Here is a 19221-nt window from a genome sequence, read left to right on the forward strand (position 1 = left end):
CGGTCACGCCAGAATGGTGCGCGATCAGCGCTTGAGTGCGTCCACCAAGTCGTCGACCTCGACCTGCCGGGAGGACGGCGAGGTGCGGGCCGCCGTGAGCCAGGTGACGGTCGACCAGCCGTCGGCCAGCTGCTCGGCATCGGCGGACGGCCGTCCCACACGCGGGTCGTAGGTGAAGCTCGGGGTCCAGGTGGTCGGACCGCTCTGCGCGTACGTGACGGTTCGCGGGCCGCCCGTCGCCAGCGGGACGGCTCGCACGCCGCGTGGCTCGCGACGTGACGCGGTCTCCGCCGGGACGTTGACGTTGAGGAAGCCGGCTCGTCCCAGACCCTCGAAGCCGCGGGCAGCGAGCTGGTCCACCATCTCCACGACGAGGCGCGAGGCGTCGTCGAAGTCCGACTCGCCCTGCGCGTCGGTGTCTGCGCTCACCGCGACGGCCGGCAGACCAGCCTCGGCCGCCGCGGCCGCTGCTCCGACCGTGCCCGAGTAGCTGGTGTTCGCAGCGACGTTGGCGCCCTTGTTGACGCCCGACACCACGAGGTCGGGCGGGTCGCCGGCGAGGACGCCGAACAGGCCCACGTTGAGCGCGTCGACCGGCGTCCCGTCCACGGCGTAGATCGGTGCGTCAGCGCCCCGGGGTCGCGTCACCTCCATCGCGGTCACGTCGGTGGCCATGCTGCGTCCGCTCTGGTTCTCGAGCGGGCCCACGAGCGTCACGCGATGACCGGCCTTCGTCAACGCCTGGTAGACCGAGGTGATGCCCGGCGCGTCCCACCCGTCGTCGTTGACGAGCAGGATCGACAGCGGGCCGGTGACGGGGGAAGGGCCCGGCGCGGAGTCGTCGGAACATGCTGTCAGCAACCCGGCACCGACGACGGCAGCCATGAGGAAGCGGAGCGCGCGTGGCGCTCTGGTGAATGACTGCACTGCCCAGCTCCAACCTCGACCCGCGCCGTTGTCAGCGCTCGGGCGACAGTATAGTTGCGGCGACGTCCGGCCCCACGTCGACGAGGAGCTGCCCATGAACACGCGCACTCCGCTCCGCGCATCCGGCCCCGGCACGTCGCGGCCGCAGGACGTCGCACCCAGCCCGCTGCTCGACCGTCTCGCCCACGTGCTCGCGACCACCCAGGACCTGTCCGCCTCGAGCGATGCCTTGGCGCTCGCGGCCAGCACGTGGGAGGAGAGCTACCACCTCTCGCCGCAGCGCGGCAACATCCTGCGAGCCCTGCCATTGCCGGAGTCCCCCGTCGTCCTCGAGATCGGTGCCCGCTGCGGGGGGTTGACCCGTCACCTCGGCGAGCTGGGCGGGACGGTCGACGCCCTGGAGCCCCATCACGGCATGGCGCAGGTCGCGCGGGCCCGCTGCGCCGACCTGACGTCCGTCGTCGTCCACGAGGCGACGCTCGACGACGTGCCGCTCGAGACGACCTACGACCTGGTGGTCGCGGTCGACGCTTCTGACCTGCTCGCATCACAGGGACTGACCACGGCAGACCTCGCCGAACGGGCCACGGCGCTGCTGCGGCCGGGCGGACTACTTCTCATCGCCGGCGACAACCCGCGGGGCGTCCGCTTCCAGGCGGGCGACAGCACCCCCACGATCGGGCGCGATGGCGGGGCACCTCTCGCCCGCCTGCACCAGGCCGATGTCGAGTCGGCGGTGAGGGCCGCGGGCCTCGAGCCCCGGTCGCTGCTCGCCTTCCCCGACCACCGGCACACCCAGCTGCTCTTCGACCATGACGCCCTGGCAGCGATCGACTCCCAGCTGCTGCTCGCGCTCCCGTCGTTCCCCAGCCCGCCGTACCTAGATCGTCCGGCGACCTTTCCGGAGGAGCACCTCTGGGCCGCGGCGGTCGAGGCGGGCACGGGTGCACAGCATGCCAACGCGTACGTCGTCCTGGCCGGCACCGCTCCGGCTCCCGTCAACGCAGCGGCGTCCTTCTGGACGGTCGGGCGGCGGGCCGCGCAGTCGGCGTTCAACCGCATCCGCCAGCGCGGCGACGAGCTCGTGGTCGAGCGCGCCCTGGCATTTCCGGGTTCCCTTGCCCCGGACGGACCCCTCAGCATCCGGCCGCACACCGAGGCCTTCGTCGCCGGCGCCACGCTGACGCGCCGGCTCGGCAGCGCGGCCTCGATCGACGAGGCGCGCGCCCTCCTGCGTGGCTGGCGCGATCTCGTGATCGCCAGCTGCCACGAGGGTGAGCCCGTGCCATGGGACCTCATCCCGCGCAACGTCGTCGTGACCGACGACCAGCGACTCGTCGCGATCGACCAGGAGTGGCAGCTCGACGGAGGCGACGCCGAGGTCATCCTCACCCGCGGCTGCTTCTGGTTGACCTATGACGTGGCGATCGCCAGACGCCCTCCGTCCTGGCTACCCGTCACCGGCACCACCGACGTCGCCGCGCTCGCCGACCTCATCGCCGACCTCGCGGGCTGTCAGCTGTCCGCGGGGTGGGTCGACCGGCTCATCGACCGCGAAGCCCAGCACATGTCCCATGTGTGGCCCACCGACGACCGACATTCCCGGGCTGCCCGGGCCCGAAAGGAATGGCACCAGTTGACCGATCTCAGCAGGACACCGCCCCAGACCGATGGCCCGACCGAGACGACCGAACCCGTCTCGTCGGAGGCCTTCTCCACCGTGGTCGAGGCCCTCTCCTCCACCAATGCCGCCCTCCAGCAGCAGGTGCGCGACCTCGAGCTCGAGCTGCGACATGCCGAGCTGATCCACCGCGACCACGCGATCGGTCTCATGGCCACGGCCGAGAAGCTGCGTGACCGGCACGAGATGTCGCAGTCGTCCCTGCGCCGGGCCCGCGCCAAGATGAGCCGCCTGCAGAAGCGCAACGCCGCGATGAAGGCCTCGGCGACCTGGCGCGTCGGCAGCTTCTTCGTGCGTCCGTTCAACCGCCTCCGGCGTCGATGAGCGCCATGGCACCCAACGACCAGCCCCTCTTCTCGATCATCACGCCCGTCTACGACACACCTCTCGACGTGCTCGGGGAGACCGTGGACTCCGTCCTGGCGCAAACCTTCGTCGACTGGGAGTGGATCCTGGTCGACGACTGCTCGCCCGACGTTCGCGTCCAGGCCGAGCTGCAGCGTCATGCCGCCCGCGATCCTCGTATCCGCGTGTTCAGCCGCGACGTCAACGGGGGCATCGTGGCCACGTCGAACGATGCGGCCTCGCACGCTCGTGGACAGTTCATCGCACTGCTCGACCACGACGACCTGCTGACCACCCATGCGCTGCAGGCCATGGCCGCCGCGATCGCCAAGAATCCCGACGAGGTCGACTACCTGTACAGCGACGAGGACAAGGTGATGCCCGACGGCAGCATCGGTCACACGTTCCTCAAGCCCGACTGGTCACCCGAGCGGTTCCGGCACCAGATGTACACGTGCCACTTCTCGGTGCTGCGCACCTCCCTGTTCCGGGCGGTCGACGGCTTCCGCGACGGGTACGACGGATCCCAGGACTGGGATCTCATCCTGCGGGCCACCGAGCGGGCGCGGTTGATCCATCACGTCCCGCAGGTGCTGTACCACTGGCGTGCCATCCCCGGTTCGGCCGCTGCCGAGCTGGATGCCAAGCCGTATGCGTTCGAGACCGGCCGGCAAGCCATCCAAGGACAGCTCGAGCGCCTCGGCATCGATGCGATCGTCACCCACCGACCCGAGGTCGGCGTGTACGAAGTACGTCGCGAGCCCGATCTCACGACGCCCACCAGCATCATCATCCCGACGATCGGCTCCTCAGGACGGGTCTGGGGTTCGACCCGGTGCTTCGTCAGCGAGGCGATTCGATCGGTCCGCGACCACACAGCGCACGCCGACCTCGAGTTCGTCGTCGTCTACGACACGCCCACGCCGCCGCAGGTGCTCCACGAGCTGCGGTCCATCCCGGGCATCGACCTGGTGCTCGTCGAGTTTCGCCAGCCGTTCAACTTCAGCGCCAAGTGCAACATCGGCGCTCTCCACGCACGCGGCGATGTGCTGATCTTCCTGAACGACGACGTCCAGGCCGAGTCCGACGAGGTCGTCGGACAACTCATCGCACCGTTGTCCGAGGCCGGAGTCGGCATGACCGGCGCGAAGCTCCTCTTCGAGAGCAACCGCGTTCAGCATGCGGGTGTCGAGTACGGCAGCGGCAGCATCTACCACACCCTGTACAAGCAGCTGCACGTCGACGTGAAGAACCCCGAGCTGCTGATGAACCGCGAGGTCTCCGCTCTGACGGGTGCCTGTGTCGCGCTGCGCCGCGACGTCTTCACGGCGGTGGGCGGCTTTACCGAGGAGCTGCCTGTCAACTTCAACGACGTCGACTTCAGCCTCAAGATCCGCCGCGAGGGCCTCCGACTCGTGTGGCTGTGGGACGTCGTCCTGTGGCACTTCGAGTCGATCACCCGGTCGCCGACGGTGCACGCGTTCGAGAAGGAGTTCATCGTCAACCGGTGGGGTCAGTACCGCACCCAGCGGGAGCGCTACCGCGCCACGTTCACGCCCTGAGCCTCACGGCACGTCGTCGTGGCTCCAGGTCACGCCCTCGCGCACGACGCGCGCGGGCGTGCCTGCCGCGACGGTGAACGGCGGCACCTTCTGGCCACGCACCATGCTGCGCATGCCGATCACCGAGCCCTCGCCGATCTCGGCGTGGCCCGTCACGACGGCATCGCGACCGAGCCACACGTGCTGGCCGAGACGGATGTGGGCACCGAAGGGATTGATCCGTTCCCCCGTGCCGACGTCCTCGAGCCGGTGCATGTCGTCGGTGGCCACGTAGACGTCGGCGGCCCACAGCTGGTCGGCCGCGGCGACGATGGTGCCGCCGTTGCGGGCGTCGACGATCGCACCGCGGGTGCCGACCAACGGGCCGTGCAGGACGATGCTCGACCGGGCACCGCAGTAGATCTCTCCCGCGGTCAGCACGCAGTCGCGGCCGAGGAACACCGTCGCCTCGTCACCGCCAACCAGCAGCGACGAGAGCCATTCCATCGGCGAGCCCACGACGATCAGCACGTCGCGCACCGGGAACATGCCGAGCGACGCGACGACCTTCTCGGGCAGCCATGCGTGCGGCGAGACGTAGAGCGCGTTGCCGCAGTCGTGCCACCAGGCGGGGAGCGCGTCCTCGACCAGCGACCACGTCGTCCCGTCGATCGTGGCGGCCTCGACCCCGGCCGTCCTCAGCCGGTCGCGGTGCTGCGAGCTCAGCATCAGGCGTCCCGCCGCATGAACAGCGCGTAGGAACCGGCCAGCAGCGCACCGACGAACACCGCCATGACGATGCCGCCGCCGACGGGCCCGAACGGCTCCGCACCGAGGGCACGCTGCACGAAGCCGTCGACCGACGACTGCACGAACATCTGGCTGCCGGCGTCGTAGGGCAAATACTTGAGCACCACGGTGACGCCCCCCGCCGACTGCGGATCGTCGGAGTTGGTCTTGATGATGACCACGATGCTCTGGATGATGAACTCGAACAGGCTCGGCACCAGCATGAGCATCGCCACGCCAGCGGTCTGGTTGCGCAGCAGCGCCGCGAAGGCCAGGCCCGACAGGGCGAAGAGCACCGTGAACAGCACGAGCCCGACCGACCCCTCGACGAGGGCCGACGCACTGGGCATGTCGAGCCCGAACAGCGCGAGGCAGCCGAGCGCGATCACGACGCAGGTCACGGCGGTCAGCGCCGCCACGAGCGCCGTCGAGACGACCTTCGCGACGAACACGTGCGTGCGGTTCGGGATCGCCGTCAGCGTCGCGCGGATCATGCCGTGGCGGTACTCGTGCCCCATCGAGAAGACACCCACCAGCCCCACGATGTACGCCATCAGCAGCGGGGCACCCGTGGAGCCGCCGATCGTCGACAGGATCTCGAAGCCCTCGTCGCCGCCCCCGAACGTCGAGGAGGTCGCGAGCGACAGGGCGATCAGCACGGCGAACACGAGCTGGAACACCAGCGCCGTGCCGACCAGCCAGTACGTCGACCCGATCGAGCGCAGCCTGAACCACTCATAGCGCAGTGCCCCGATCATCGCTGTCCCCCGTCGTTCGTCGTGTGGGATCCGCGGAACTCCTCGGACAGGCCCGTCGCCTCGAGGAACGCCTCCTCGAGCGTCGCCTCACGGGTCGTCAGCTGGTGCAGCCGGGCGCCGGCGGCCTGGGCCGCGTCGCCGATCTGCTCGGCGGTGGCCCCGCGGACGACGAGCGAGTCGCCGGAGGCCGTGAGCGTCGCGCCGAGCGACTCGAGCCGCGGAGCGAGGGCGGAGAGGTCGGGCGTGCGCACGACGACGTCGCCCAGCCCGCTGTGCGCGATGAAGTCGTGCACGGGGCCGTTGGCCAACATGCGGCCACGACCGATGACCACGAGCTCGTCGGCCAGCAGCGCCATCTCCTGCAGCAGGTGGCTCGACACGAAGACGGCCCGTCCCTGCCCGGCGAGGTGCTTGAGCAGGTTGCGCAGCCACGTGATGCCCTGCGGGTCGAGGCCGTTGCTCGGCTCGTCGAGGATCAGGGTGTGCGGATCGCCGAGCAGCGCCGCGGCGATGCCGAGCCGCTGCCCCATGCCGAGGCTGAACTTGCCCGGACGTCCTCGCGCCACGTCCGTCAGGCCCACCATCTCGACGACCTCGTCGACTCGCCGGTCGGGGATGCCGTTGGGTGCCGCGAGCATGCGCAGGTGGTTGCGGGCTCGCCGGGTGGGGTGAAACGGCTTGGCCTCCAGCAGCGCGCCGACGTGGCGCATCGGCTGGTCGAGATCGCCGAACCGGACGCCGTCGAACGTCGTCGCCCCGTCGCCCCGGTCGAGGCCCAGCATGAGCCGCATCGTGGTCGACTTGCCCGAGCCGTTGGGCCCGAGGAACCCCGTGACGCTGCCGGGACGCACCGTGAACGACAGGTCGTCAACCGCTCGGTGGTTGCCGAAGGTCTTGCCGAGCGACTGAGCCTCGATGAGCGCCATGGCCACCAGCCTGCCACGGCCCGGCACCACCTACCGTGGGGGCATGGACGACAGAGCGGTGCGACCGATCGAGGACGGGGTCGCGACCGACCTGCGTGGCGAGCTGACCTACGCGGGCTACCTGCAGCTGCCGACGCTGCTGTCGGCGCAGCAGCCGGTCTCTGACCACCACGACGAGATGCTGTTCATCGTCCAGCACCAGGTCACCGAGCTGTGGCTCAAGCAGCTCATCCACGAGCTGCGCTCGGCCATCGCCCTCGTCGAGGCCGACGACCTGTCGCCCGCGCTGAAGCGGTTGGCGCGGGTCAAGGCGATCCAGCGGCAGATGTTCGAGCAGTGGTCGGTACTCGCGACGCTGACGCCGGTCGAGTACGTCCAGTTCAGGGACGATCTCGGCAAGGCGTCGGGCTTCCAGTCGCCGCAGTACCGCACCGTCGAGTTCCTGCTCGGCAACAAGAACCCGGCGATGATCGCGGTCTTCGAGCACGACCCGGTGCTGCGCGACGCCCTCCTGGCCGACCTCGCGGCTCCCAGCATCTACGACGCCTTCCTGCGGTTCCTGGCACGTCGCGGCCACGACGTCCCGGCATCTGTGCTCGACCGCGACCTGTCGCAGCCGTACGTCGCCGATCCGGGCGTGACGGAGGTGCTGCGCCGCGTCTACGCCGACCCCGACACCCACTGGGACGCCTACGAGATGTGCGAGGAGCTCGTCGACGTCGAGGAGAGCTTCCAGCTGTGGCGCTTCCGGCACATGAAGACCGTCGAGCGCATCATCGGCTTCAAGCGCGGCACGGGTGGCTCGTCGGGCGTCCACTTCCTGCAGAAGGCGCTCGAGCTGACGTTCTTCCCCGAGCTGCGCGACGTCCGCACCCACCTCTGACCCGGCCCCAAGCCGCGAGTGGCGCAAACCCGTCCCCGAGTGGCGCAGTCTCGTGGGACACGCCGTCCCAGAACCGCAGGATTGCGCCACTCGCGCGCCAGGGGAGCGCGGACGGACGAGGGCCCCGACCCCACGCGGTGCGTGGAGCCGGGGCCCTCGAGGTGGTGCGGGTCAGTGACGTGGGCTCAGAAGCCCATGCCGCCCATGTCACCCATGTCAGGCGCACCGCCACCGGCAGCAGCCGGCTCGGGCTTGTCGGCGACGACAGCCTCGGTGGTGAGGAACAGGGCTGCGATCGAGGCTGCGTTCTGCAGCGCCGAGCGCGTGACCTTGGCCGGGTCGATGATGCCCGCGGCGATCAGGTCGACGTACTCGCCGGTCGCGGCGTTGAGGCCGTGTCCGTCGGGCAGGTTGGTGACCTTCTCGGCGACGACTCCGCCCTCGAGACCGGCGTTGATCGCGATCTGCTTGAGCGGGGCCGAGGCGGCGACGCGCACGATGTTGGCACCCGTGGCCTCGTCGCCCGTGAGCTCGAGCTTCTCGAAGACCGCAGCGGCAGCCTGGACGAGAGCGACGCCACCACCGGCGACGATGCCCTCCTCGACAGCGGCCTTGGCGTTGCGGACCGCGTCTTCGATGCGGTGCTTGCGCTCCTTGAGCTCGACCTCGGTGGCAGCGCCGACCTTGATGACGGCGACGCCGCCGGCGAGCTTGGCCAGACGCTCCTGGAGCTTCTCGCGGTCGTAGTCGGAGTCGCTGTTCTCGATCTCGGCCTTGATCTGGTTGACGCGGCCGGCGATCTGGTCGTCGGAGCCACCGCCCTCGACGATCGTGGTCTCGTCCTTGGTCGTGACGACCTTGCGAGCCGTGCCGAGCAGCGTCAGGTCGGCGTTCTCGAGCTTGAGACCGACCTCCTCGCTGATGACCTCACCACCGGTCAGGATGGCGATGTCGGCCAGCATGGCCTTGCGACGGTCGCCGAAGCCCGGGGCCTTGACGGCGACGGACTTGAACGTGCCGCGCATCTTGTTGACGATCAGCGTCGCGAGGGCCTCGCCCTCGATGTCCTCGGCGATGATGACGAGCGGCTTGCCCGACGCCATGACCTTCTCGAGGACGGGGACCATGTCCTTGACCGACGTGATCTTGCTGTTGACGATCAGGATGTACGGATCGTCGAGGACGGTCTCCTGACGCTCCGGGTCGGTGACGAAGTAGCCCGACAGGTGACCCTTGTCGAAGCGCATGCCCTCGGTCAGCTCGAGGTCGACGCCGAACGTGTTCGACTCCTCGACCGTGATGACGCCTTCCTTGCCGACCTTGTCCATCGCCTCGGCGATGATCTCGCCGACCGTGGTGTCAGCGGCGGAGATCGAGGCGGTGGCAGCGATCTGCTCCTTGGTCTCGATGTCCTTGGCCATGCCGAGCAGCTGGGCGCTGATGGCCTCGACGGCGGTCTCGATGCCCTTCTTCAGGCCCATCGGGTTGGCGCCGGCCGCGACGTTGCGCAGGCCCTCGCGGACGAGTGCCTGGGCCAGGACCGTGGCGGTCGTCGTGCCGTCGCCAGCGACGTCGTCGGTCTTCTTGGCGACCTCCTTGACGAGCTCGGCACCGATCTTCTCGTAGGGATCCTCGAGCTCGATCTCACGGGCGATGCTGACGCCGTCGTTGGTGATCGTGGGAGCTCCCCACTTCTTCTCCAGGACGACGTTGCGACCCTTGGGGCCGAGCGTCACCTTCACGGCGTCAGCGAGCTGGTTCATACCGCGCTCGAGGCCGCGACGGGCTTCCTCGTTGAAAGCAATGGTTTTTGCCATGTGTACGTTTCTCCGACTTGGTTGTCGACGTGGGGTGGTCAGGCGATGCCCGCGACGGACGGCTGCGGCGTGCGGCGAACCCTTCTCGCCGCGGCCCACACCCTCATCGTTCTGACCGGTGCTTCCAGATTGGTATCTGGCACTCTCACTATACGAGTGCTAATCAACGGAGCGCAATCAGGTGGCTGGACCGACGTCGTACGTCAGCTCGGCGAACGGTCCGCGCCGCTCGACCGATCGCAGGGCCAGTCGGTCGGACCGGATGTCGCGCGGCAGCAGCGGTGCCCCGGCCCCCAGCGTGACGGGCGCGATCGTGACCGTGACCCGGTCGAGCAGGCCCGCGTCGGCGAACTGCCCGACCAGGTCGCCCCCACCCATCAGCCACACGTCCCGGTCACCGGCCGCAGCGACCATCTCGGCGTGCACGTCGACGACGGGCGCCCGGGTGAACCGGATGTCTGCGCCCTCGACGACCGGCAGGTCACGGGTCGTGAAGACCCAGGTGGGACGGTCGCCGTACCAGGCCGTCCACGTGTCGGGGCGCTCGAGCAGCGACTCGTGCTCGACGACCCACTCGTACGTCGACCGTCCCATCGCGAGCGCCCCGACTCCGGCGAGGAAGTCGGCGATGCCCGGCTCCTCGTCGTCGGCACCCGGCACGTCGAAGAGCCACTGCAGCGAGTGGTCGGTCGTCGCCAGGAAGCCGTCGAGGCTCGTCGCGGTGTTGTAGATCGTCGCCATGGGGCGACCGTACCGCCGGGGTCAGACGGAGAACAGGAGGTACAGGCCCGTGAAGGTGTACGCGACCATCAGCACCAGCATCGCGAGCTGGCCGCTCAGGCGGTGGGCCGCGGGCAGGACGGCGAGCGCGCGGTCGTGCGCGGCGACCACCGCGAGGACGTGGCCGATCACGACGCAGCTCACCTTGATCGCGGCGAGCGTCGAGGTGTGCTCGCTGAGGACGTACGTGACCGACGGGTCGCCCAGCGGTGCCCATCCGCGGTCGAGCGGGTCGAGCAGTGCGAAGAACGCCGCCTGCCCCTTCTCGAGCAGGTAGGTGAGGTAGTGGGCGAACACGTAGCCGACCACGATCGGCACCAGCGAGTGGGCCAGCAGCCCGGGCAGGCGTCGCCGCTCAGACCGGTCGACGCCGCCGGTGGCCGTGGCCGCGAGGATGAACAGGATGCCGACGACCATGCAGAAGACGAGCAGGACGGCGCTGTGCTGGGCGGACGTCAGCGTGCGGCTCTGCCAGAACGGCGAGGCAGAGAAGCTGTCGTAGGCCGTCGAGCCCAGCAGCACCGCGAGCACCGCGACGAGTCCCGGGGCGACCGGCACGGTCGGCAGGGTGCGCAGCGGGTTGTACAGGCCCCACCGGCCGTTCCTGACGAAGGGCGACAGGTGCGCGACGAGGCCGCTGTAGACGTCGAAGGGATCGGCCCGGTCGAACCACCTCTGCCCGAAGGCGAGACCGCCGAGCAGCATCGCGATGGCGTAGATCGCGACCCACCGCCGCACCGCCTCGACCGAGCCGGGGTCGGACGACGCGAGCTCGAGCCAGACGAAGCCGAACAGGCCTGCGGCCGCCGGCCAGTAGCCGAGGCGCTCCGGATAGGCCCAGATGCCGTCGCCCGCGACCGTGCGCCACGGCGAGAGGTCGCGCCACACGTGGCCGGCCAGCAGCGCCAAAGGCACGAGGCCGACCCACACCAGGATGTAGAACGCCTGCACTCCCCCGTTCGACGCGTCGTCGGGGCCGCCGTACAGGGCGAGCAGCACCCATCCCGTCAGCAGGAGGCCGATCAGGGCCACGAAGGGACGTCGCGCGGGTGGCGGTGGGGTCGCGGTCTCGAGGTCGTCCGCGGACGTGAACCGCGGCTCCTTCCAGGCCAGCGCGAGCACCGCGAACGAGATCGTGAGCGCCCACGAGGCACCGACCATCGCGTAGATGAACGGGATCGGCAGATCGGTCGCCCCGCCGACGCCGTGCGCCGCGAACCCGGCGGGGGTCACCGCACGACGAGCTGGACGATCGTGACGCCGAGCCCGTGTGCCTCGACCGCAACCTGGCCCGGCCTGTCGATCGTGAAGGTCTTCTCGATCGATCCACCCGCCGTGACCTGGTAGGTGTGCTCGGGATCGGAGTGGACGTGGATCTCCTCGTCGACGTCCGACGTGACCAGCAGCGTCACAGGCTTGCCGGCAGCGACCTCGACACGGGCACCCTGCGGCGTGACCTTGCCGTCCTTGATCGTGATCTCGACGTCGGTGCCCTCCGCCTTGACCTCGTCGGCCTTCTCGTCGACCTTCTTCGCGAGCTCGTCCTGGGCCTTCTGCGTCGCGTCGGCCAGGTCAGAGGTCGAGGTCGAGGACGGCGAAGCGCTCGGCGCAGGCTTCACCTCGTCATCGGACGAGCCGGAGCAGCCCGCGAGCAGCAGCAGGGCCGCCAGCAGCATGGTCACGATCTTCATTCGTCCTCCTGGTCGAACGCGCGCTCGATGAGCTCGCGCTCCTCACGTTCTTCTCTGCGGTCCTTGCGGGCGATGTAGAGCACGACGCCGACGACGATCACGGCCGGCACGATGGCCGGGATCGCGAGCAGCGCGACGTGGTGGGCCAGCAGCACGTCGTCGAACGGCACGCCGCCGGCAGGTGTCATGGCGACAGCGTAGGGGCTCGGTCAGCCGTTGCGGCATCCCCCACCTCGGCCGCCTCGGACTCCTCGATCCTGCGCGCCACCCGCGACACCGAGACGCAGATGCCGAGGATGATCGCGAGGCTGCACAGCAGCACGACCATGTTGGCGGCGGCCCAGATCCAGGCGGGGTGGTCGTCGGTGCGCTCACGCTGCAGGATGTCGATCTCCGGCACGAAGTCGCGCGTGAACGTCGTCTCGGCAGGCAGCTCGTCGGCACCGAGCGGCCCGTCGGCCGGCAGGTAGATGGGGACGGCGGCGAGCGTGCGGCCGTCCTGCACCCGCAGCAGGGTCTTCCAGTTGCCGCCGACCGGCACGGGCCGGGTCGACTCATACGAGTTGTCGCCGGTGCGGCGCAGCCGGTCGGTCACGACACCCTCTCCCCCGCCCTGCCACGCCGTGATCTGCACCCACGTGGGGTCACGGTCGATGACGCCGTCGTCGATCGTGACCTTCGCCGTGACCGCAGGCTCGTCGACGGTGCCGACCTGCGTCAGCGCGAAGGACGCTGACGCATCCTTGGGCACCGTGGCGTGCAGGCCGTTGGCGACGGCCGCCGACAGCACGACGACCGAGGCGACGACGATGACACGTCCGACGTTCTTGGCCGGCAGACGACCCATCAGCCCGAGGGCGAACAGCGAGCCGCACAGGCCCGACGCGATCGCGACCGGGACGGCCATCACGAGGCCCTCGGCCCACATGTCACGGGTCCACGCGAACTGGAAGACCTGGTCGTTCCAGAGCTTCTCGATCACCAGTCCGACCGTGCCGATCAGCAGGCCCGCGACGGCACCGAACCACAGCGGCGACCGGCGCAGCCGCGAGATCGCGAGCAGCTCGACGATCACGGCGCTGCCCAGGTAGAGCGGGAACACGTGGTGCGCCTCGCCCATGACGTCGGTGACGACGAACGAGATGATGCCGCGCATGAGCAGGAAGAACACAGCGGCCCCCAGGGCAGCCCCCGGTCCGACGTAGAGCCGTGCCGCGACCAGTGTGATGCCGGCCGCCGCGACGATCATGAGCGGCGCGAAGACCATCCGGAACTGGGCGATGCCGAAGTCGAACTCGGCCTGGAACACCGACAGCCCGATCAGCAGCCCGCCGAACGCGGTCGAGGTCATGATCGTCTTGAGCCACACCGGGATGGCCCTGCCCCGCTGGCGCATCGCGATCTCGGCCTCGCGGTTGAGCAGGATGATGCCGGCCGTCGACAGACCCGCTCCACCGATGAGCATCAGGTGCGTCGGGCCCCACAGCGTGACGTCCTGGCCGAACAGCCGGTGCCACACGTCGTCGAGCGGGAAACCGATGAGGGCGTAGAGGCCGCACGCCGCGATGAAGATGCCGCTGACGGGGGCGTACCAGTGGCGCGTGATGCGCACCGCGGCGACGCCGGGACGCTCGCCGTCGCGCGGGTAGACGATCGCCGACATGCCCGCCACGAACAGCGCGAAGAGCCCGTAGAGGATCAGGTAGTGGGCGGGGTTGGCCAACGGCCCGGCATCACGGCCGCGACCGGCGTGCAGGCTGACGTCCCACATGAACCCCAGCAGCGCGACGATCAGCGAGCTGCCGACGAACATCGTCGGGATCGTCGACCAGCCGGGCTCGCCGTACCTCGCGCCCAGGAGCCGGCCGAGACGGTCGAACCACTCGATGCGGTGCGTGCGGTGCGCCCACGCGATGACGAGGAGGACGACCGTGACGACGGTCGCTGCGACGGAGAGCCAGATGACCTGCTGGAGCTCGGCACCGCCGACGGGAGCGGTCGCGGGATCGGTTGCTGTGACGAACATTCCCGGAGTATGTCAGTGACGATGTGCCATGACAAGTGTCAGATAGCTCAGTGAGCGATGACCTCGTGCGCCTCGCGGCCCTTGGGACCGTCGACGACCTCGAACTCGACCTTCTGGCCGTCCTCGAGCGTCTTGTAGCCGTCGGACGCGATCTTCGACCAGTGGACGAAGACATCGTCCTGACCCTCGATCTCGATGAACCCGTAGCCCTTGTCAGCGTTGAACCACTTGACGGTGCCATGCACCATGCCGCTACTCCCACCTGTCACGAACGAACCCACCTGCCGAGGGGCCGATGCGCTGAGCCTATACGTCTCGAGGCCCACGGGCTACGGCGGGACTTCGCCCCGCCGCGAGCCACTTCGAGCTCAGCTGCCGCCGGCAACGGCGGGGATAATCGACACCTGGGAGCCGTCCGGCGTGGGGGTCTCGAGGCCCTGCGAGAAGCGGACGTCCTCCTCGGCGACGTAGATGTTGACGAACCGGCGCAGCTTGCCCTCGTCGTCGACGACGCGCGCCCGGATGCCCGGGAAGCTCGCCTCGAGCGAGTCGAGCACCTCGGTCAGGGTGGCTCCCTCGGCGGTGACCTGCGACTGCTCCTGCGTGTAGGTGCGCAGGATCGTGGGGATGCGGACGTTGATGCTCACGGTGCTCCTAGGGATGGGACTCAGGCGATGCCGGCGGCCACGAAGGCGTCGTACGTCGGTGCGATGGTGGCGACGGGTCCGACGAGGTCGGAGACCGCGTCGAGCGTCTTGAGGCCGTGGCCCGTGTTGATGACGACGGTCTCGAGCTCGGGGTCGAGCTGGCCGGTCTCGACGAGCTTCTTGAGCACGCCGATCGTGGTGCCGCCGGCCGTCTCGGTGAAGATGCCCTCGGTGCGGGCCAGCAGCACGATGCCCTGGCGCACCTCGTCGTCGGAGATGTCGGCGACGGCGCCGCCGGTCTCGCGGCAGATGTCGAGCACGTAGATGCCGTCGGCGGGGTTGCCGATCGCCAGCGACTTCGCGATGGTGTCGGGACGCTGCGGGCGGACGACGTCCCAGCCCTCGCGGAACGCCTCGGAGACCGGCGAGCAGCCGGTGGCCTGCGCACCGAAGATCTTGACCGGCTTGTCCTCGACGAGGCCCAGCGCCACGAGCTCGCGGAACGACTTGTGCACCTTGGTGAGCTGCGAGCCGGACGCCACGGGGATGACGATCTGGTCGGGCAGCCGCCAGCCGAGCTGCTCGGCGATCTCGTAGCCGAGCGTCTTGGACCCCTCGGCGTAGAACGGCCGGACGTTGACGTTGACGAAGGCCCAGCCGTCCTCCTCGCCCGCGATCTCGCTGGCGAGCTTGTTGACGTCGTCGTAGTTGCCGTCGACCGCCACGAGGTTCTCGGTGTAGATCGCCGAGTTGACCTTCTTGGGGGTCTCGAGGTTGCTGGGGATGAACACGACGGTCTTGATGCCGGCGCGCGCCCCGGCGGCCGCGACGGCGTTGGCCAGGTTGCCCGTCGACGGACAGGCGAAGACCTTGCTGCCGAACTCGCGGGCGGCGCTCAGCGCGCACGCGACGACGCGGTCCTTGAAGGAGTTGGTCGGGTTGGTGCTGTCGTCCTTGACCCACAGCTTGGCCAGTCCGAGCTCGGCGGCCAGGTTCTTGGCCTCGAGCAGCCGGGTGAATCCGGGCTCGAGGTTGGGGCTGGCCTCGATGTCGTCCGGGACGGGCAGCAGCGCCTTGTAGCGCCAGATGTTGGCCGGGCCGGCCTCGATCTGCTCGCGCGTCACGGCCGGGAAGTCGTACTTGATCTCGAGCGGGCCGAAGCAGTCGGTGCACACGTAGTGCGGTCCGATCTCCTGCGTAGCGCCGCACTCACGGCACACGAGGCCCGTCGCGTGGCCGAAGGCACCGTCGCGGATGCTCGGGCTGGTGGCGGGTGCTGCAGTGGTGTGGTCGGCGGTGATGCTCACGCGATTCTCCTGGTCATCTTTCCCGGATCGACTGTCGTCCGGGACGGATTGAGCACCTGGTCGCATCGTGCGACTGGTTGCTGGGGTGTCGTCGGGCCGTGTCCCTGTACCCCTCTGGATGAGTGATCCCAGCGTAGGTCGGCGTCTCACGATGTGTCTACTCGGTCCACATCGTGGACGCTCGTGTCCCGGTGCGTGGGCACTCCCGCTTGCGTCATGGGAAGTGGGGGTCGGAGACCTCGCTTGCTATGACGCAACGGAACCCGTGCGCCAGCCGCCGGCGACGAGCCCCTCGCGCACCTGCCGCATGAAGTCGTCGGGCGCGATGCGCAGCCCCAGCAGCGGCAGGCGCAGCACGGTGTCGGACGCCAGCGAGAGGTCGTTCTGCCGCAGCGCGTCCGAGACCACGGCCGGTGCCTTGAGGTGATGGATGCCGTCGATCTCGACGACGAGCCGGAACGCCGCCCAGTACGTGTCGAGGTACGCCGTGCCGCTCGAGGCCCGGCGCACGACCTGACGGTCGGGTGCCGGTAGGCCATACCTGCGGCACAGCCGAGCGACGTCGAGCTCGCCCATCGCCTGCGCGCCGTCGAGCAGGTCGAGCACGACCGCCTCCAGGAACCTCCTGCGTCGATGCCGTCTCACGTCGAGCAGCGCCTCGGCGATGTCGTCGGCCCGGCACAGTCGCTGCTGGACGACCATCGCCAGGATCGTCGCGGCCTGACGATCACTGACCGCCCAGAGCGCCGCCCGAACCGCCGCGATCGACGGACGGACGCGCGGCACGCCGGCCGGGACGACGTCTGATCGCCGGAGCCGGCGGGTCTGCCGCACCGTGAGCCCCGGGCGTCGGACGGCGGGTGCGCCTCGGGGCACCGACACGCGGATGGTGTCGCGCTCGAACCCCGTCAACCCGGCCGCCTCGAGCGCGCTGACGCCGTCGAGCGCCGAGCGGGGTCCCGCCTCGATGACGGCGTACCACCGAGCGGCGGCGACCGGCAGCGCGCCGGTATGCAGGCAGATCGACTGACGGCCGTGCAGCCGCCAGCGCCGGGCCCGGAGGTTCGCGGTGATCATCCACCGTGTGATGCCGAGGCGGTGGAGCTGACGACGTGAGACGACGCCCTCCTGCGAGGTCGCGACATCGGACAGCGAGGCGCGAAGGGCCGGCGGGACGTGGTCGAGGGCGAACATCCGTCGACGATCGCGGGCAACCGGCCGCGACAACAGGACGTCTGCGGCACCTGTGGGCGTCCGCACAGCATGCCCGAGCCTGTGGACCCACCGGTTGCGTCATACGAAGCGAGGTGCCGGGACCTCAGTTCCTATGACGCAACCGGCAGCCGCGGGCCGCGGTCAGGCGGGGACGATCTCGTCGGCCAGCGCCGTCAGCCATGCGGCCACCGCGTCGGGCCCCTCGAGCACGACGTCGGCGCGCGCCACCAGGGCGTCCTGCTCGGCGGACGCGGAGCACAGCAGCAGCCCGCCGACGCCCTGCGCCCTCAGCTGCTCGACGGCGGCGAAGGCCGGGAGGTCGCCCAGGTCGTCGCCGCCGAAGACGACCTGCCGCGCGCCCACTGCCTCGGCCAGGGCGAGGAGCGCCGCGCCCTTGTCGTGCCCCGGCGCGCGCAGCTCGACGACCTGGCGTCCGGGCTCGACGACGAGACCCAGTTCTGCGGCGAGGGCGGCCACGGGTGCCCGCAGCGAGTCGAACAGACCGGGGTCGACGCCGCGGGTGTGCAGCGCGATCGCCAGGCCCTTGTCCTCGATGCGCACCCCGTGCGCCCCCCGCTCGTCGAGCCAGCCGGGCAGCACCTCGGCCAGCCGGGCGATCGCTGCGGGACGCGGCGGCTCCGACACGACGCCGTCGGCCGCGTCCCACCGCTCGGCCCCGTACTGCCCGTAGATGACCAGGCGCTCGAGGCCCGGGCGACCCTCGAAGCCGCTGAGCTCGAGAGCCTGGCGCACGGGACGACCCGTGATGATCGCGACCTGGCCCAGCACCGTGCCGAGCCGCCCCAGCGCCTCGACCGATCCGGGATGGGCGAAGGCGCGCGTCGGGTCGTCGACGATGTGGGACAGCGTGCCGTCGAAGTCGAGGGCCAGGAGGGTCCCGCCGGGATCGGCGACGACGGAGGCGCGTGCGAGGGGCTCGTGGATGGACGGCGACATGCCTAGATCATTGCGTTCCCGACAAGATGATCGTCAACCGGTCCGTCCGCATGGGCGAGACGCTCGGCCGGACGCGCTCGATGCCGACGTCGGCGGCGAGCAGCTCGGCCTGCGCCTGCAGGGCGGGCGGGTAGTAGACGGTGTTGGCCGGGATCGACCCGGTCCAGTTGCCGATGCCGCCGAGCCGCCAGCCAGCGGCCGTGACCTTGGCGGAGAACGTGCGGGCGGCGCCCACGACGCCGGAGTTGTTGAGCACCGAGACCGGTGCGGTGCGCTGGGCGGCTGGTGCCTCGGAGGGGTCGGGCTCCTCGGGCGACGGGGTCGCGTCGGAAGCCTCGGGCTCGTCGGGCGACACGGACCCGGCAGGTGCCGAGGGCGAGGCCGCCGGAGCCGTCGCGGCCTGGCTGACGGTGTCGGCCGGGGCGGGGTCGTCGTCGACGACCAGCCAGCCGAGCCATCCCCCGGCACCGATGACGACCAGGACCGTCAGGACGATGAACCAGCTCGACGGGACGTAGGCCTCGGGAGCAGGCACGTTCTTGCGATGCGCCACCATGGCGCGCTCAGAGGTCGATGCCGAGGCGCCTGGCCGAGCGGCTGCGCTGGCGCTGCGCACGGAGGCGACGGAGACGCTTGACCAGCAGCGGGTCGAACGCCAGGGCGTCCTCGCGGTCGATCAGCGCGTTGAGCACCTGGTAGTAGCGGGTCGCGGACATGTCGAACTTGTCGCGGATCGCCTGCTCCTTGGCCCCGGCGTACTGCCACCAGAGGCGCTCGAGGGCCAGGATCTCGCGGTCACGATCCGACAGGGACGCGGCGACGGCCGAGCCGTGCGCGTCGGTCCTCTCCACAGCACTCATGCTGCGATCGTACGGCACGAATCACACCCGTGTCATTCCCTTGGCGAGAACGCTTCCGGCGGGCAGTGGCA

20 protein-coding genes and 1 riboswitch are annotated in these 19221 nt (G+C 69.9%); of the genes, 3 read left to right on the forward strand and 17 right to left on the reverse strand.

Annotated elements, in window-relative coordinates; genetic code table 11:
• Window positions 1-24 precede the first annotated feature (24 nt).
• Window positions 25-885 carry a 5'/3'-nucleotidase SurE gene (gene surE, locus JOF40_RS01780; protein ID WP_188111624.1) on the reverse strand — a complete coding sequence of 287 codons (861 nt, stop codon included), beginning with the start codon at window positions 883-885 and terminating at the stop codon, window positions 25-27.
• Window positions 886-1021: 136 nt separating this feature from the next.
• Between surE and JOF40_RS01785 the strand changes: the two genes are divergently transcribed.
• Window positions 1022-2932: a methyltransferase gene (locus tag JOF40_RS01785; protein WP_188111625.1), complete on the forward strand. Its 1911-nt coding sequence runs from the start codon at window positions 1022-1024 to the stop codon at window positions 2930-2932.
• Between the two features lie 5 nt (window positions 2933-2937).
• Window positions 2938-4515, forward strand: coding sequence for a glycosyltransferase family 2 protein (locus tag JOF40_RS01790; protein WP_129179546.1), 1578 nt, complete (start codon window positions 2938-2940; stop codon window positions 4513-4515).
• Window positions 4516-4518: 3 nt separating this feature from the next.
• On the opposite strand, the gene JOF40_RS01795 is transcribed toward JOF40_RS01790, so the two are convergent.
• From JOF40_RS01795 to JOF40_RS01805, 3 genes are read right to left on the reverse strand one after another with little or no spacing between them, the layout of a single operon-like run.
• Window positions 4519-5223: an acyltransferase gene (locus tag JOF40_RS01795; RefSeq protein WP_129179549.1), complete on the reverse strand. Its 705-nt coding sequence runs from the start codon at window positions 5221-5223 to the stop codon at window positions 4519-4521.
• Window positions 5223-6041 carry an ABC transporter permease gene (locus tag JOF40_RS01800; RefSeq protein WP_129179551.1) on the reverse strand — a complete coding sequence of 273 codons (819 nt, stop codon included), beginning with the start codon at window positions 6039-6041 and terminating at the stop codon, window positions 5223-5225. The genes JOF40_RS01795 and JOF40_RS01800 overlap by 1 nt, the downstream gene beginning before the upstream one ends.
• Entirely contained in the window at window positions 6038-6967 is a 930-nt protein-coding gene (locus tag JOF40_RS01805; RefSeq protein WP_129179554.1) for an ATP-binding cassette domain-containing protein, read from the reverse strand. Before JOF40_RS01805 ends, JOF40_RS01800 begins: the two co-directional genes overlap by 4 nt.
• A 43-nt stretch (window positions 6968-7010) precedes the next feature.
• Here JOF40_RS01805 and kynA point away from each other — a divergent pair, with 43 nt between their 5' ends.
• Window positions 7011-7850 carry a tryptophan 2,3-dioxygenase gene (gene kynA / locus JOF40_RS01810; protein WP_129179556.1) on the forward strand — a complete coding sequence of 280 codons (840 nt, stop codon included), beginning with the start codon at window positions 7011-7013 and terminating at the stop codon, window positions 7848-7850.
• A gap of 185 nt (window positions 7851-8035) precedes the next feature.
• Here kynA and groL read toward each other — a convergent pair whose 3' ends face one another.
• The 13 genes from groL to JOF40_RS01875 form a co-directional block, all read right to left on the reverse strand.
• Window positions 8036-9667 (reverse strand): chaperonin GroEL, encoded by a 1632-nt coding sequence (gene groL / locus JOF40_RS01815; RefSeq protein WP_129179558.1) that lies wholly within the window; start codon window positions 9665-9667, stop codon window positions 8036-8038.
• Window positions 9668-9844: 177 nt separating this feature from the next.
• Complete coding sequence (locus JOF40_RS01820; RefSeq protein ID WP_129179560.1) at window positions 9845-10408, reverse strand: dihydrofolate reductase family protein; 564 nt, start codon at window positions 10406-10408, stop codon at window positions 9845-9847.
• Between the two features lie 21 nt (window positions 10409-10429).
• Entirely contained in the window at window positions 10430-11680 is a 1251-nt protein-coding gene (locus JOF40_RS01825) for a hypothetical protein (RefSeq protein WP_129179562.1), read from the reverse strand.
• Window positions 11677-12138 (reverse strand): cupredoxin domain-containing protein, encoded by a 462-nt coding sequence (locus tag JOF40_RS01830; protein WP_129179564.1) that lies wholly within the window; start codon window positions 12136-12138, stop codon window positions 11677-11679. The genes JOF40_RS01825 and JOF40_RS01830 overlap by 4 nt, the downstream gene beginning before the upstream one ends.
• Entirely contained in the window at window positions 12135-12326 is a 192-nt protein-coding gene (locus JOF40_RS01835) for a hypothetical protein (protein WP_129179566.1), read from the reverse strand. Before JOF40_RS01835 ends, JOF40_RS01830 begins: the two co-directional genes overlap by 4 nt.
• Window positions 12323-14164 carry a hypothetical protein gene (locus tag JOF40_RS01840; protein WP_188111626.1) on the reverse strand — a complete coding sequence of 614 codons (1842 nt, stop codon included), beginning with the start codon at window positions 14162-14164 and terminating at the stop codon, window positions 12323-12325. Before JOF40_RS01840 ends, JOF40_RS01835 begins: the two co-directional genes overlap by 4 nt.
• Before the next feature lie 47 nt (window positions 14165-14211).
• Window positions 14212-14412: a cold-shock protein gene (locus tag JOF40_RS01845; protein WP_129179568.1), complete on the reverse strand. Its 201-nt coding sequence runs from the start codon at window positions 14410-14412 to the stop codon at window positions 14212-14214.
• 120 nt (window positions 14413-14532) lie between these two features.
• The gene (locus JOF40_RS01850) at window positions 14533-14811 is read right to left on the reverse strand and encodes a ubiquitin-like small modifier protein 1 (RefSeq protein WP_129179571.1); all 279 of its coding nucleotides are present in this window, start codon (window positions 14809-14811) and stop codon (window positions 14533-14535) included.
• Window positions 14812-14831: 20 nt separating this feature from the next.
• A complete protein-coding gene (thrC, locus tag JOF40_RS01855) occupies window positions 14832-16118 on the reverse strand; it encodes a threonine synthase (protein WP_246152682.1) in 1287 nt (428 codons plus the stop codon).
• Window positions 16119-16128: 10 nt separating this feature from the next.
• Window positions 16129-16243, reverse strand: a riboswitch (SAM riboswitch).
• 121 nt (window positions 16244-16364) lie between these two features.
• On the reverse strand, window positions 16365-17312 hold the full coding sequence (locus JOF40_RS01860; RefSeq protein ID WP_129179573.1) for a putative endonuclease domain-containing protein: 948 nt from the start codon (window positions 17310-17312) through the stop codon (window positions 16365-16367).
• A gap of 162 nt (window positions 17313-17474) precedes the next feature.
• Window positions 17475-18290: a trehalose-phosphatase gene (otsB, locus tag JOF40_RS01865; protein WP_129179575.1), complete on the reverse strand. Its 816-nt coding sequence runs from the start codon at window positions 18288-18290 to the stop codon at window positions 17475-17477.
• 7 nt (window positions 18291-18297) lie between these two features.
• Window positions 18298-18846, reverse strand: coding sequence for a LytR C-terminal domain-containing protein (locus tag JOF40_RS01870; RefSeq protein ID WP_129179577.1), 549 nt, complete (start codon window positions 18844-18846; stop codon window positions 18298-18300).
• Window positions 18847-18853: 7 nt separating this feature from the next.
• On the reverse strand, window positions 18854-19150 hold the full coding sequence (locus tag JOF40_RS01875) for a DUF3263 domain-containing protein (protein ID WP_129179579.1): 297 nt from the start codon (window positions 19148-19150) through the stop codon (window positions 18854-18856).
• Window positions 19151-19221 lie beyond the last annotated feature (71 nt).

Origin of the sequence: Aeromicrobium fastidiosum, from assembly GCF_017876595.1 — a bacterium.
GTDB classification, from domain to species: domain Bacteria; phylum Actinomycetota; class Actinomycetes; order Propionibacteriales; family Nocardioidaceae; genus Aeromicrobium; species Aeromicrobium fastidiosum.